Genomic DNA, 15,698 nt, shown 5'->3' on the forward strand with positions numbered 1-15,698 from the left:
CTGTCTATTTTAGTTTGATGGCAGCAATCGTTGTGGTGATTTCCAATAATCTAGGTTTACATAAAAACCCCGCCTATTAAGCGGGGATTTTTTTAATTCTATTTTAAACGGTGATATCGGCTAAGTTACCTTTCTGCTCAAGCCACTGCTTACGATCTGCTGAACGTTTTTTGGCAAGTAATTTATCGAGTAAACCTGCCGTAAAATGAGCATCATCAAGGTCGAGCTGCACCAAGCGGCGTGTGTTTGGATCCATCGTGGTTTCACGTAGCTGAATCGCATTCATCTCACCCAATCCTTTGAATCGGGTAATTTGCGGATTACGATTGCCTTTCACATTTTTCAAGATGACTTCGAGCTCATCATCATCTAAGGCGTAGAAGACATCTTTACCAATGTCGATACGGAACAATGGTGGCATCGCCACATACAAATGGCCTTCTTCCACCAGTGTCGGAAAGTGTTTAACGAATAGCGCACATAACAAAGTGGCAATATGTAAACCATCTGAGTCCGCATCGGCTAAAATACAAACTTTGCCATAACGTAGCTCGGATAAATCATCGCTACCTGGGTCTACCCCAATTGCGATCGCAATATCGTGAACCTCTTGAGAAGCCAACACTTCATCTGAAGAAACTTCCCAAGTATTTAAGATCTTTCCACGAATTGGCATGATGGCCTGAAAGTTTTTATCGCGTGCTTGCTTGGCACTACCACCTGCCGAGTCACCCTCGACAATAAAGAGTTCACTGTCTTCACGGGTTTGCCCAACACAGTCAGCCAATTTACCCGGCAACGCAGGGCCAGAAACAATCTTTTTACGCTCAACTTTTTTAGCAGCTTTTAAACGACGCCCCGCTTTCGAAATTGCCATTTCTGCCAATTGCATGGCAATTTCAGCATGTTGATTCAGCCAAAGTGAAAAAGCATCTTTGGCAATATTTAAAACAATATTAGATGCCTCTCGACTAGAAAGACGCTCTTTAGTTTGACCTGAAAACTGTGGTTCTTGGAACTTGAGTGATAAAATATAGTTCACACCATCCCAGACATCTTCTGCGGATAGTTTGAGGTTACGTGGCAACAAGTTACGCAGCTCACAGAACTCACGTAACGCTTCGGTAACCCCCGAACGTAAACCGTTCACATGAGTACCGCCTTGTGCAGTTGGAATTAGGTTCACGTAACTTTCTTGAACCTGCTCACCACCTTCTACATTCCAGCAAATTGCAAATTCACACGCCGCACGATCGGCTTGTCCACTACTCACAAAAGCTGGATTTGGCAAGATTTCACGGTCTTGCAATTCATCCATCAAATAATCGACGAGGCCATTTTCAAATTGCCATTCAATTTTTTCATCGTTAATTTGATCGATATAAATAATTTTTAAACCTGCTGCTAAAACAGCTTTGGCTTTTAAATTATGTTTAAGGGCTTTTAAAGCGAATTTCGGACTATCAAAATATTTAGTTTCAGGCCAAAAATGTACGGTCGTACCTGTCGCACGTTTTGGTGCCTTACCCTCTAGCACGGCTAAAGGCGCAACAGGCTCCCCTTGCTCAAATGCCATTTGGTAGAGGTTGCCCTGACGTTGTACTTCGACCTCAACACGTGTTGATAAAGCATTTACAACTGAAATTCCCACACCATGTAAACCACCAGAAAATTGGTAGTTATCGGTACTGAATTTACCGCCAGCATGTAACTTGGTCAGAATGATTTCGATACCAGATTGGCCATATTCAGGGTGAATATCGACTGGCATACCACGGCCATTATCTTCAACCGACAATGAACCATCTTTATAAACCGTGACACATATTTTGTCGGCATGACCCGCTAATGCTTCATCAACAGCATTATCAATAACTTCCTGAGCTAAATGGTTAGGTCGAGTCGTATCGGTATACATCCCTGGACGACGACGAACAGGGTCTAAACCGGAAAGGACTTCAAGCGATTGAGCCGTATATTGTGTCACGTTGTACGTTTTCCTTATTTGATGGTGTGCGCAAAGAATTCGATCACTAACGGTAATTTTTCTTCAAAATCTTCCATAGCATGATTGCCATGAGCATCCGTCAAAATCAATGAGGATGGCGTTGCAGCACTATAATAGCGTTGTGCTTGACGATAATCCAAAATTTCATCGCCTTGTTGCAATAAGACGAGTATTTTGTCGGCATTTTCAGGCTGTTTCAGTTCAAGTTGCTGCAACTGTCGTAGCTGAACATGATCAATCGACCATTGATCATTCACCACATAGGGCATGCTTTCAACTTGAAATAACTCATCAAACAACTTCCATGGTTGCATAGCAGGGTTAATCAGTACAGCCGGAATATTATATTTCGCGACAAAGTATGTCGCAAAAAAACCACCTAAACTGCTACCTACAAGTGCAACATCATCCAGACTTTCAATAAGCTCTGAAACTTGCTCAACCACCTGATCTGGAGATCTATTGAGGTTTGGCAAATGCACATTAATCCCTAATTCGCTACAATACTGCCTTAAGCTCAATCCTTTAATCGAAAGAGAGCTACTATTAAAACCATGGAGGTAGATAATATTCATATATTTCCCTCTAAATTGAGACTAATTTCACAATTTTGTTCTCAGTTTGTATAGAAAAGCACAATTGTTAGACAAGAAAAACCACTCAACTAACCATTCATCAGTATTTTAAAAAAATGTGTTATTTAAACTACTAAGATGGAAACGTTTACTGCCGTTGATAAAAAGTACAGCTTAAAACGTCGGTTATAACGTATATGGGGAAAAGATATGCCGAGCTTAACACCACTACATGAAACTTATTGTAAATGGGATCGTACGCCACCTAGTCAGGCAGACGTACTAGAAGGTTTAGCTCAACTGTTCAGCACCAGCTTAAATGGTGTACATGAATTAATACAAGTTATTAATATTGAAGTCTTAAAAAATGCTTTTGGTATTAGCACACAAAACGCTAAAAACTTTCAAAAACGACCATTTGTACAAAAGGCATATCAATTTTCTTATGGCGCTTTACAAAAATATGGTCGTTATTTTTTAGCACCTGGTTTGCGTCGCATTATTGAAAAATATCCAACACTTCACGAAAAACCACTCACCCCAAGCCTACATTTTTTGGTGGGAATTTTGAATGGTGTTTTTGGGGATTACCTACTTAAGCAACATAGTCCACTTGCCCTACCGATAGTGCTATACGATCACTACGGAGCTATACAGCAAGGTGAGCTTGCAGGCCGTATTGTAATTATGGTTCACGGTTTGTGTATGAACCATCTGACTTGGTCAAATGCACATTACGGTGGAATTGGAGAGCGTCTATTAGCCCAGCGTGACCATAACACCATGCTGTATTTAAATTACAATACAGGTCGACGTATTTCAGCAAATGGACGCAGTTTCTCCAACTTATTAGAAGATCTCGTAAAAAATAATCCAAGAATTACCAGCATTGATGTGATTGGCCATAGTATGGGTGGACTGGTTTCTCGCAGTGCTTTGTTCTACGGCAAACAAAATATGTACCAATGGATTCATATGGTTGAGAATCTGGTATGTATTGGTTCCCCACATCATGGCGCGGTCTTGGAGCGTTTTGGTTTTACCATACAAGATAAACTTGGGGCTTTCCCTTTTGTAGGTTTACTTGGTCAACTGGTTAATATTCGCAGTAACGGTATTTTAGACTTACGCCACGGTAGTGTTCGTGATGACGATTGGGAATATATGGATGCCCGAATTGGCATGATGGATGATAACCGTGCACCAGCTCCTCTACCTTCCCATATCAATACTTTTTTAGTGGCAGGAACACTCGAGTTTGAAAAAGTACGCAATAAAGCGCTTACTGTGATTGGTGATTACTTGGTGAGTGTAAAAAGTGCGCTGGGTGAACATCCTAATCCACGTTTTCAGCTCAAAGTTCCTGATTCACATAAAGCTGTGTTTTATGGCTTAAATCATTTTGAAATTCAGTATCATTCGAGCGTTGCCGAACAAATCACTCGTTGGTTATATCCTCATGCGAATGATTATGTGCAAGAAGGTATTCAAACTCATATTATTGATATGCCGAACTATACTCTCGAAGATTTAGAAGGAATTGTAGAGACGTAAAAAAAGCCCAACTTTTGTTGGGCTTTTCTAATTAATTAGCTTTTGTAGAAGAAAGAAAATATTTTTAAATTTCAACCCTCCAAGCTTTATTGGTAATTACTTTTCCATTTTTTATATTTAAAACAATATTGTAAGCTGCTGCACCACCATTATTAAAAGTATTTAAAATATAAATATTATTATTTAAATAATATATTTTAAAATCAGCAAGTTCATTCCTATCACCATCCATACCATTTTTGGGGAAGAAATATTGCTCTATATCTGTTTTACCAATTTCTATTTTTTTATCTTTATCCTTAATTATAATTTTATCAAGTTGTAAAAAATCATTATTAGGTAGACTACCATCAGTACCAAAGAATGTTTTACCATTAAAATACTTATATTCCCCTTTATAAGCTTTATAAAGTTTAGGATCTAAAATAGCTTTTCTTGTATACACCTCCACTATTATATTTTTATCACTATAAACAACTTTTTCTCTAGAATATTGAGACAATTTAATAGAATTGTAACCACTAAAATTATTTATTCTGTTTTTATAAACAAATCCAGTTATTCCATTACTTGCATTGACTAAACAAAAATTATTTATCCCTTCATCCATAACACAGGAAACAATTTCATTATTATTTAATTTGGAAGTAACTTTAGAATTTAAACTTGAATTTCCCCGTACATTAACGTACCCATCCTTATCTTGAATAAAACCAAAATCCGCATATGAAACCTCAATAAATCCAATCATTAAAACAATAAAAATTATAAAATTAAGTTGTTTCTTCATTTAGGATAAGTTCCTTTACTATCTCGAATATATTTGATCTTTATTTTAGGATATTGCTTTTTAAATTCTGTAATTTTTTTTGCCAAATTTTCAACATCTATATTTTGCGCTCTTGTGCAACCCATAGTGACTCTCCAACCTTGTTTTTCAGCATATGGATCACTTAAACCACTTCCCCCACCATGTACCCATCTTGCACGGCTATCTGTTGTCATAATTTTTGTAGTTCCATAGGCAGCTCCCAACTTACTATTTCGCTTTCCTCCAGCAATATATGTATAGAAACCACTAAAAGGGCCATCTGCATTTTTTTTAGATTTACTTGATACTCTACTACCAGTTTTAAAACTGTATAATTTATTACCTAAGTGATCATAAAAAACTGTATAGCCGACCTTTGGTGCATCATGTGGCCCATATTCAGTATCTTGAAATGTATAAATAACAGCCATACCATCTGTTACATCTACTTTTACAGTCTTATTATTCCCGTTTGATTGCGTTTTATTTTGTTCTATAACAGGTTTAGTTTGTTTTTTAGGCTTTACAGCTTCAGCACTTACCGGTGTTCTCAACTCTATTAAATTTGATTTACTTTTACTAGTTGTATTACTAGAACTACCTTTAGGTTTAGCTGTATGATTTTTGGAAAATGTTATTAAATCTAAATTTATATTATCTAATCCTAAAGAACCAAAAATATCCTTTAGAGCACTATTAGATGGTTTATGTCTTAGGAATTTATGTACTCTAAGTTCTTGTCCAATGGCTATTCTATTAATATTTTTTAAATTATTATCCTTGGCAAGCTGCTCAACAGTAGTGCCATTTCTTTTTGCAATACTTTCTAAAGTATCTCCTTGCTTTACTATATATTTTACATCAGAGTTTACTTTAAGTTGTTGCCCAATAGATATTTTATTTTTATCTTTTAAATTATTATCCTTGGCAAGCTGCTCGACACTAGTACCATTTCTTTTTGCAATTTTTTCTAAAGTGTCTCCCTTTTTAACTACATAATTGCCCGCTGATTTTGTATTAACTAAATTCTTAAAATTATCTGGTAATAAAAGAGTAATTATCTCATCTCCAATTCTCGAATGAACTGGAGATGACTCACCATTGGAATTAGTTTTTCCAAATACTACATTTACCTCTTTCTTTTCATTTCTATTCATTGACAAATGAGTAGGTTTTTTTCTATCAGAGCTTTTAACTGTAGCTATAACATAATTTTTATTTTCAATTGCTTTACCCTCATGATCAGTAATTTTTAACTTTGTTTCAACTTTTTGTTTTAATAAAGTCGTTAATAAAAGTAAATTTTTCTTAAAAACCCGCTCATAAGTATCTACAGCATCTTTTCGCCATTTAAATCTCAATGCTCGTTCTTTTCCTCGGTCATCGTCATAATAACCAGGACCATCATGATGAAGCATATAAATCAATTGCCAATATTTATCATCATCAGGTTTAAAACCCCATTTTAGGGCTAAATTTTTATTAAATAAAAAAGCGACTAAAACACCATGACAACCTATATTTGCATCAAAGACATTTGTTCCGCTCATGTCTATTTCAAAACCTAGTATTGATTTTGATCTTGATTTAAAAGCATCTGCTGTTGATCTTGTATATTGAGCGAGGCCCGATGCACTTGTGGTTCCAGCGGCCGCATCTGGATTGAAACCAGATTCAGCTAAACAAATTAATAGTGTATAAGCTATTTCTTGGTATTCTAAATTGAATCTAGAACATAAAGAAATAATTGTATCAACGATAATTTTGAAGGTTTCCTCATCTACATCACCAATGACTCTAGAATTACCTCTTAACTTTTTCCCTGTAGGTATAGGTAAATTTACTAATGAGGCGTCAATTATTTGCTCCTTAGTATATGCATATCCTTTTTTTGGCTTTAGTAACTGATAAATATCACCCATTATTCAGTCCCATAAACTGCATTAGCTGAAATTGCTTTTCCTTTTTTACTATTTTTTAGTATTTCCTTATTTCCATTTTTAATTATATTACCCTTAAGATCTAATAGCACTGGATTATCCCACAATGATCCTTTACTATGATCCATCATATTTATATTATTAGAAGTAGCTTGATTTAATAAAAGAAAAGAACTTTGATTATGTTCAATACATGCAAAACTAACCAAGCTCCACTTTCCTTCTTCAAGATTTCCTGAAAAATCATATCCTTGTTTTTTTAATAATTGTTTTTGGCTTTCTGCCATTACTGGTATATTTATTTCTTTTTTATTATTTATATTAATTACACTACTTTTACACTCTCTTACAATACCACCACTACCTCTATCTTCAAGCCCTTTTTCAGGATCATAACAATAAGAGATTACTTTAATATTAGCTTCACCACATTTTAAATTTTGAGATTCATATTTCTCATATATAGGAGCACTTTGAGCTACTGTAGCACAACCACTTATATTAAAAATAAAAATCATCGATAAACTCATATATATTTTATTCATTTTCACCAACCTCTTTATCAAAATTTACAGGTATTTCTAAATCATCAATTATTTCATATTCATATGTAGACTTCGGTTGATACCAGATATCTTGATGTAGATCCTCAATAATTTCTAATTTTAATTTTTGATTATCTTCGCCAGAATATCCAGTAACTGTACTACCATTTTCATCTGTAAATCCTAGAATTTCTTTTCCACTTGGTAAAGTCATCTTATATTTTTGACCACTTATAGGATTATTATTTTTATCCTTAACATTAAAATTACCATAATACATACTTGGTAAATTTGGAAAAGAATAATTTACAATAGCACCTGCATCAAATTTATGCTGACCAGCTTTAGCATGAAATAATCTAGGTGTATTAATAAAAACTCCTTTATCTGAAATTGTTAATTGACTACCGCCAGCATTTAATACAATTTCTTTCTGTCCAATTATTTCAATCTTATCTTCAACAGAGAGAATTTTAATATTTTTTCTTGAGAGCATTTCAATACCCTCCGTTTGCGCTTGTACTTTGATTGGTCCTTTAGCGGCAAACGCACTTAAACCCTTTTGGGCAGCAAACAGACTAATTTTGTCTTGTGCATGCCCAATAATATTTTTCTGTGCGCTTAAATTAATTGAACCACTAGCACTTTCGGCAATATCTTGCGAAGCTTGCAGAATAATATTTTCAGGTGTTGTTAGAGCAATACCATTTGGCGATGCTAATAACATAAGGGCTTGTCTAAAGATTTTGCCTTGTTCTTGCTGTTTCGCATCCGAGCTACTTTCTAAACCTTGGGTATAACCCTCCATAAAGCCTTGTAAAGAACTCAACGCTTTTGATGGTGATACTTCCAATTTGCTACCTTTACTAAAAGTTCCGCATACACTCATCAAATCAAAGTCTTTGGTCTCCACATTCCCTAAGACTTTGCTGACCTCTTTAAGACTTTCAAATGGATTTTGATGAATTCGATCTTTAATGCTTGCGAGTTTGCCTTTAACAATGTCAGCACCATGTTCTTCAACATTTTCAATAAAGGCTTTTAAATTCTCTACCGCATCTTTAGCATCGCTAAAGAAAGTATTAAATTCATCTACAACTCCTTTTGCATCGCCACCTAGTGCACCAATGTCTTCAATAAAGCCACCACAATCTTTTAACGCATGAATAGGGTCGTTATTAATCCCTTCTTTAAATAGATTTACCGTGCTATTTAAAGCCTGCCCCGTGGTTTTTAGCTCAAGTGATTGGATGAATTTGGGTAATCGGTTAATCACGTTCAAAGCATCAGTTTGTTGCTTGGCTGCAACTTCACTGAGCATTTTCATGCTTTCATAGCCTTGTGAAAGTAAGGATTGTGCTTGTGCAGCTTCTAAATGATCTGCAATTGCCTGCTCTTGCGCATAAGTACTAATGAGCATGCCTTTACCTGCACGCACTGCCCCCCAAGCATCTGTTCTCAGCTCAAAGCCTTCGCCACGTCCTTGGCTCGCCGCTTGTTCTTTCGGATGGCTTAAGTTACCTAAATTCAGTTGCGTCGCTGCATGGCTACTTTGTAGTTGGGTACTAATTTGCCCTGTTGTATCATCAAATCGTAATTGGTTAAACCCACTGCCACTAACTTCCTGACTACGAATACCACTGAGTTTTTTAGTATCAGGAAGCTGTCCTTTCACATCAAATTTGGTTGGTGAACGCTGCGCTTCATGGATGCGGCCCGTCACAAATGGACGATCAATATTGCCATCAAAGAAGTCAATGACCACTACTTCACCAATACGCGGCAAGAAGCGTGCTCCATAACCTTCACCCGCCCACGGAGTCAGTACATCGACCCAAGCTGAATCTGTATCGTTGTCATTGCTACCTGCCCCACCATCATGTCCATGATCATCACTACGGGTAAATAGAAAACGTACTTTGATACGTCCCCATTCATCGACATGAATAGTTTCTCCCTCTGGCCCTACGACTTTTGCTCTTTGTGGGTAGGCAATTGGTCGATGTTGTTCAGGATTATATTCAGGTGTCGTTTTGATTTGACGGCGAATTAAAGTCAGCTCATTACCTTGACGCTCAATATCGTCATAACCATGTTTATCCCAACGACTTTGAGTTAGTAACTGACTAACTTGCTGATGTAGATCTTTTGGTAAATTGTTTTGGTTGTAGAAATTTTTAGCGATAATCAGGAACTCTTGATCAACCCCTTCATGTTGATCAATTTCAGGATGCTCTCGGAGATTAAACCAATAGCCGACTTGGCTATCGCGGACACTGCTATAAGCCTTAAAGTATTTGGCCTGACTTGCATACATGTCATTAAATTGCTGATTCAGTTTCTCTAGCTGATTACTAGTTGAAGCAGTAGCCTGATCCTCACCTTTTAAATCTTGCATCCAAGCAGGACTCATGTGCCATGCTTGCTCAAGGCTTAAACTCGCTGAATCAAAGTTATCTGAATGTGTATGGGTCGTGATGACGGAACCAGCGCCTTCTTCTTGTGATAAGGCATCGGGCTGCCAGCGTTGCACATGTACCGCAGTCGGTTGCAGACTCCGCACCGCAACAAAACCCGTAATACTATCTTGATATTCGGTTGCACTACTGCGGTGATAGCGAATGCTACGGCGTGCTAAAGCTTGGTACTGGTTATTATCATCAATTAATCTAAGCTTTTGGGCCTGTACCGGAGCAGTAAAATGAGGAACAAAAAGCTCTGATTCATCAACTAACCAACTCACGCCTTCACTTCGCCATAAACGCGTAAGAAAGTCATAGTCGGATTCATTATGCTGCATGATAAATGGACGAGTATCATAACTCTGGCTTAACCCACTCAGGTCTAGGCTTAAACTAGTCGCAAAAAGTGGACTTTTTTCTTGCCACTCTTTGAATAGAACTTCGGTAATTTCTACGATACTTTTATTCATAAAAACACGACTGTTACGGCGTTTATGCCATAAATTTGTCGCGTCTTTTAACGTCAACTTATAAAGCGTTAAAGCACCATCACTTTGCCCATAACTGGCTTCAGTCACAATTCCTGTAGTTCGAAACAATTGTCCAGAATCTGTAACCTGATCAACAGCAACTTGCACTCCTATAAACTGCTTCAATGCAATTTGGGCACTCGTCGAAAGACAAATTAACTCAGCTTCAACTCCCCCATTTAGCTGATGTTGGCCTTCAATACGCTGTAAAAAAACTTGGTTATTGAGTAGTTCATTAGAAAATTGCACGTGAATCGCGCGTTTCTGTGCACTTAACCCTATTTTTTCCAAAACATTAAATATATTAAAAAGCATTTTTTTATAATCATAAGGATATATAAACGGCTGCACTTTATAAAAAACAGAACTATCTGTCTACATCGTTATGCTTTTTTTCAATTTGTTTTTTTATAGTTTGATTAATTATAAAACAATAAAAAAAGCCCAACATAATATTGAGCTTTTTTTAATCTGTTTAAACTTACTTTTTAGCAGTCTTAAACACTGGATAAAAACGGAACAATTGCCATAAACAGACCAGTAATAGCAAAAGGAAATAAACCAATGACCAAACTGGTAAAGACTGACCTAAAAAGGTCCAGTCAATAGCTGCACACTCACCTGAACCTGACAATACTTCTTGCAAAACTGTTTTCATTGGTAAGGCATCAACTAAATAGTTTAAACCCGGACCACAGCTTGGTACTTGATCAGGTGGTAAATGTTGTAGCCAGACATGACGCCCTGCTACACCCACTGACCATAAAATTGCAATGCCAGCCAAAAATGCGTAAAAGCGTTTAACTGCATTGGAAACAGGGTTATGCAAAAATGCAATCAGTGCCACAAGGCCCATTGCCATTAAGCCAACACGTTGAAAAATACAGAGCGGACATGGCTCCAAACCTTTTACATGTTCCAGATACAACGCAAAAGACATGCCGACAATACTTGCTAAAACAAGTAGCCCACTCACCAAACGGTAACTTAATCGCATGTAAAACCTCATTTTATTATCGATATTGTTCAAGATATTGGTCAAAACTGACCTGAGTATCTTGCTCAAGTTGTTCTTGCTGCTGTAAAGATTGTGCAGCCAATTGCTCAAAATGTTTCAAGGTTTCCACACTAAGCTCATGCTCCTCATAACTTTCAGCATGTAACTGAGCCATGTGGCTACCAAAACTCCAAGTTCCACCATGCTTTAACGTATCGTCAATAACATGGGCTGACAAAGTTTCATCAACTTCATCAATTCGTGCTTGCATGATCGCTAATGCAGAACCATACAGTTCTGTTGCATAGGTCTGATCGAGTAACTGCGCACAACCTTGCATCTGAGCAATATACAAACGTGCCCAATCTTCGATGTGATAAGACCCGTTTAAATCTGTAATGGTTGCATTCGGCGCTCGACCACGATTCACCACTTCAGTCTGGTTCTTTTCAATCAAATCTTGCTCAGGGCCTAACAGCTCTGGGCTATCACTTAACAAGCAATAAAGTGCTAACACTTCAAGGAAGCCGGCTGTCGTTTCATCAACGCCAATTGACGAATATGGGTTTACATCAACAGCACGTAACTCAACATAACCCACTCCTCGATTTTTCAAGGCTTGAGACGGCGTTTCACCCGCTTGAGGCACCTGTTTTGGACGTACGAGACTGTAATATTCATTCTCGATCTGCAAAACATGATCATTAATTTGCAACGGCTCACCAGCAGCATCATTTAACCCTAAACGGCTAAATGGTGGGTAAGGAGAATGAACAGCTTTTTGTAAACCATCCAAATAGCCACATAAATTGTTGTAATGAATACCTAAGCTTTTTTGGGCTGAGTTTTGATAGCCCAATCGCCCCATACGTAAAGCTGTAGCATACGGTAAATAGTATGAACCTTTGATTAAAGGCAACAACTGATGTTTATGTCCGGTTAAGAAACAACGACAGACTGTTGGGCTCGCACCCACTAAAAACATAACCAGTGGTGTTAAACGGATAAAATTACGAATAAGACCAAAATAACGATGGCTACGATAATCCTGCAAACTTAATGATTTTAATTGTTCGTCAGTTTCATGAGCCTGCAACTCTGCAAAAAGCGTATCTGGAAAAGATAAATTGTAATGCACACCTGAAATCGTCTGCATACGACGACCATAACGTATTCCTAACCCACGACGGTATAGTGTTTTAAAACGACCAATATTAGAAGTGCCATATTGCGCTAGACGAATCCTTTCTTCATTGTCATCTAACATACATGGCATAGATAGCGGCCAAAGTTTTTCACCATTTTCTAAATGACGATGCACAACCGCATGGATATCTGTGAGCTCATGTAAAGCTTCACCAATGGTTGGCTTTGGAGAAGTAATAAACTCCATTAATGCTTCTGAATAATCAGTCGTAATTTGCGGATGTGTTAAAGCTGAACCTAATGCTTTTGGATGTAACTCTTGCGATAAGAACCCATTACTTTGCATACGTAGGCTTTCACGCTCTATTCCACGTAACATGCCCTGTAGTAGCGACGAATCCACCCAAGCAGGAATAACTGATTGAGATGGTGTAGTGGGTTGACTCATGCATTTGCTCGCTTATTAAAGATCACTATATACAAAATCGTGAGATGATACGGTTACTTATATAATCACATCATTCCAGTTTGGCAATTTTTATCACAATCTTGTTATTTAAGACACGAAAGAATTGTGATTTTATTGAAGAATAATTGCTAAAGAGTTGTCAATATCATGAACGATCAAGACATTTTAAACTTCTGGTTTTCACCTGAACACCGTTCACTTTGGTTTGCAAAAAGTGATGATTTTGACAAAAAGATTTGTGAAAATTTTTCTGACGTTCATCGACAGGCAACTCAAGCAGAACTTTGGTCTTGGCGAAAAACGGCTGAAGGCCGTCTGGCAGAGATTATTGTACTAGACCAGTTTTCTCGCAACATTTATCGTGATCAACCACAATCTTTTGCTTACGACAGCTTGGCATTAGCTTTGTCACAAGAAGCCATTAGCTTGCAATTAGATGCACAGCTTAATCCAGAGCAACGCTCTTTTTTATATATGCCGTTTATGCATAGTGAATCAAAATTGATCCATGAATTTGCGTTAAAACTATTTCAACGCCTCGGCAATGAAATTAACTTAAGCTTTGAGAAAAAGCATAAAGTGATTATCGATCGCTTTGGTCGTTATCCTCATCGCAATGCGATTCTTGGACGTGTCTCCACTCCAGAGGAAACCGAATTTTTATTAGAACCAAACAGTAGTTTTTAAAACTTCTTAATTTTTAACGCTGAGTCATCTATTTTCTAATACTCAGCTGGGAGTTCATCATGAAATATCTCTCTCTTTGTTTAGCCTTAGGCACTGCCTTAACTTTAACTGCTTGTGCAACGACGCCAAGTAAACCAAGAACCTTTGATCAACTTGGTCAGTTTTCAGCATATCCTTTAAATGCCCAAACTTTTCGGATTAGTTTTCAAGCCGACCCGAATATGAGTTATGGCGCAGCTGAAGAAATCACTTTGGTAAAATCAGCACAAACGACGGTACAAAAAGGCTTCCGCTTTTTTAAAGTGCAAAATGACCCAAGTAATCAAAGTCAGAAACCACCACGTCAAGCCGTGGTTTACCCATCTGCTCCAAGTTTTTACCCATATGGTTATGGTCGTCGTTACCCTGGTTTCTGGCATGATCCGTTCTATGATTACCCACAAGTGGTCAATATCGATCCTGTTCAAGTGTCGTATACTATTGAATGTTATCGGGATCAGAAGCAGGCTCCTCAGGATGCTTTTGATACAACCTTGATCTTGAAATCAATCGGACAAAAATATGGATTGAGTCCGACAGGAGAGCTGTTGCCACCGCCTGAGCCTCCAGTAAAACAAAAATGAATAGGATAAATTTATGAACATGGCAGAAGAAGTCCACCACGTGCCCAGTCTTAAACGTAGCAAATATTTTGCCACTCTAGCGCTTATTATTGTCGTTGTGCTGTGGGTTGCACTGATGGTAGCCGACCGTTTTCTGCCAGAGTACACAGGTTTTATTCACATTTTAATGTTAGGGGCAGAAGCCGGTGTAGTCGGTGGTTTAGCCGACTGGTACGCGATTACAGTTCTATTTCGGAACCCATTTGGTAAGTTACCAATTCCGAAGTTTTTACGCGACCACACCGAGATTATTCCGCGCAACAAAGCTCGCATTGCAGAGTCAATGGGCCGTTTTGTACAGGAAAATTTTCTTTCGCCTCAAGTGGTCGAACGTAGCTTAGAAAAAACTGACTTAAGCCTCGCAATTGGTCAATGGTTAGCAAGTCCACAAAACAATACGCAAGTGGTACAGCTTATTCAGCAAACTGTTCCGAAAATTTTTGAGTTTGTTAGCCAAGATCAAATTGCCAACTTTGTGCAAAACAATAGTGTGCAGTGGGTGCGTAATACCGAAGTCAATAAACTCGCAAGTGAAATGCTCCGCGCAGTATTGGAAAATGACTTCCACCAAGACGTTTTACAGCGTGGACTCGATATCGCCCATGAGTGGGTGGTACAAAACCCAGATAAAACCCGTGAGTTAACCCGAAAAATGTTTAAAGCACTGGGTGTATGGTCACTTGCAAAAGGTGCAAGCTGGATCGGTATTGATGTTCAACAACGTACCATCGATTCACTCGTTGAAAAAGTAGAATCGATGCTGGCAGACCATGAACACCCATGGCGACAGGAAATTGAAACCATTGCCCACTCGCTCATGCTTGAGCTAGCAAAACCAGACAGTGCTGCCAGCCAACGCCTAAACAGCGGTAAAGATGCTCTTTTAGACAGTCCTCAAGTCCTAAACTTCATCAGTGGTGCTGTCACCATTTTGTGTGATGCCATTAAAGAAGATTTAATGAAAAAAGACTCAGGTATTGCAATGAACCTTCGGGCTGCTATTCAACAACTGGGTGAAAATCTTGTTCAAAATGCCAAAGTGCGTGAAGTATTGAACAAAGAAATGACAGGCCTTGCGCTGAATTTTACAGACCAATATAGCCATAAAATCATCCGCTATGTCAGCGAACGCATTCATGAATGGGATTCGCGCGAAATGATTGGGAAAATTGAAAACGAAGTCGGTGGCGACTTACATATGATCCGTGTGAACGGCGTTGTAGTCGGGGCATTTATTGGTTTAACACTCGGTGTAATTCGTGCAGTGATTGAATCAATTTTATAACTTTAAATATTTTTAATCAGAGAACAA

Annotated in this window: 12 protein-coding genes; 4 read left to right on the forward strand and 8 right to left on the reverse strand. The window is 37.9% G+C overall.

All coding sequences use genetic code 11. The annotated features are described in order from the left end of the window. Positions 1–103: 103 nt before the first annotated feature. Entirely contained in the window at positions 104–1,987 is a 1,884-nt protein-coding gene (parE, locus tag ACLBWE_RS04090; protein ID WP_005037976.1) for a DNA topoisomerase IV subunit B, read from the reverse strand. A gap of 14 nt (positions 1,988–2,001) precedes the next feature. Next, on the reverse strand, positions 2,002–2,583 hold the full coding sequence (locus tag ACLBWE_RS04095; RefSeq protein ID WP_003654140.1) for a YqiA/YcfP family alpha/beta fold hydrolase: 582 nt from the start codon (positions 2,581–2,583) through the stop codon (positions 2,002–2,004). 210 nt (positions 2,584–2,793) lie between these two features. On the opposite strand from ACLBWE_RS04095, the gene ACLBWE_RS04100 reads away from it, so the two are divergent. After that, the gene (locus tag ACLBWE_RS04100; protein WP_003654142.1) at positions 2,794–4,137 is read left to right on the forward strand and encodes a PGAP1-like alpha/beta domain-containing protein; all 1,344 of its coding nucleotides are present in this window, start codon (positions 2,794–2,796) and stop codon (positions 4,135–4,137) included. A gap of 64 nt (positions 4,138–4,201) precedes the next feature. Here the strand turns inward: ACLBWE_RS04100 and ACLBWE_RS04105 are convergent, their stop codons facing one another. From ACLBWE_RS04105 to gshA, 6 genes are all read right to left on the reverse strand, one after another. After that, entirely contained in the window at positions 4,202–4,927 is a 726-nt protein-coding gene (locus ACLBWE_RS04105) for an SH3 domain-containing protein (RefSeq protein WP_447601327.1), read from the reverse strand. After that, entirely contained in the window at positions 4,924–6,870 is a 1,947-nt protein-coding gene (locus tag ACLBWE_RS04110; RefSeq protein WP_447601329.1) for a LysM peptidoglycan-binding domain-containing protein, read from the reverse strand. The genes ACLBWE_RS04105 and ACLBWE_RS04110 overlap by 4 nt, the downstream gene beginning before the upstream one ends. After that, positions 6,870–7,433, reverse strand: a complete 564-nt coding sequence (locus tag ACLBWE_RS04115; protein ID WP_447601331.1) for a hypothetical protein — start codon at positions 7,431–7,433, stop codon at positions 6,870–6,872. Before ACLBWE_RS04115 ends, ACLBWE_RS04110 begins: the two co-directional genes overlap by 1 nt. After that, positions 7,426–10,740: a type VI secretion system Vgr family protein gene (locus ACLBWE_RS04120; protein ID WP_447601333.1), complete on the reverse strand. Its 3,315-nt coding sequence runs from the start codon at positions 10,738–10,740 to the stop codon at positions 7,426–7,428. The genes ACLBWE_RS04115 and ACLBWE_RS04120 overlap by 8 nt, the downstream gene beginning before the upstream one ends. A gap of 166 nt (positions 10,741–10,906) precedes the next feature. Further along, complete coding sequence (locus ACLBWE_RS04125; RefSeq protein WP_017391069.1) at positions 10,907–11,422, reverse strand: disulfide bond formation protein B; 516 nt, start codon at positions 11,420–11,422, stop codon at positions 10,907–10,909. 16 nt (positions 11,423–11,438) lie between these two features. After that, positions 11,439–13,016, reverse strand: a complete 1,578-nt coding sequence (gshA, locus tag ACLBWE_RS04130) for a glutamate--cysteine ligase (protein ID WP_004640055.1) — start codon at positions 13,014–13,016, stop codon at positions 11,439–11,441. Between the two features lie 168 nt (positions 13,017–13,184). Between gshA and ACLBWE_RS04135 the strand changes: the two genes are divergently transcribed. From ACLBWE_RS04135 to ACLBWE_RS04145, 3 genes are read left to right on the forward strand one after another with little or no spacing between them, the layout of a single operon-like run. Further along, positions 13,185–13,724 (forward strand): DUF924 family protein, encoded by a 540-nt coding sequence (locus ACLBWE_RS04135; protein WP_447601336.1) that lies wholly within the window; start codon positions 13,185–13,187, stop codon positions 13,722–13,724. A gap of 59 nt (positions 13,725–13,783) precedes the next feature. Beyond that, positions 13,784–14,347, forward strand: a complete 564-nt coding sequence (locus ACLBWE_RS04140) for a CC0125/CC1285 family lipoprotein (protein ID WP_447601338.1) — start codon at positions 13,784–13,786, stop codon at positions 14,345–14,347. 13 nt (positions 14,348–14,360) lie between these two features. Next, positions 14,361–15,671 carry a DUF445 domain-containing protein gene (locus ACLBWE_RS04145; protein WP_080028008.1) on the forward strand — a complete coding sequence of 437 codons (1,311 nt, stop codon included), beginning with the start codon at positions 14,361–14,363 and terminating at the stop codon, positions 15,669–15,671. The last annotated feature ends 27 nt before the right edge of the window (positions 15,672–15,698 follow it).

It is taken from the genome of Acinetobacter sp. M5A5_2a (assembly GCF_053345265.1).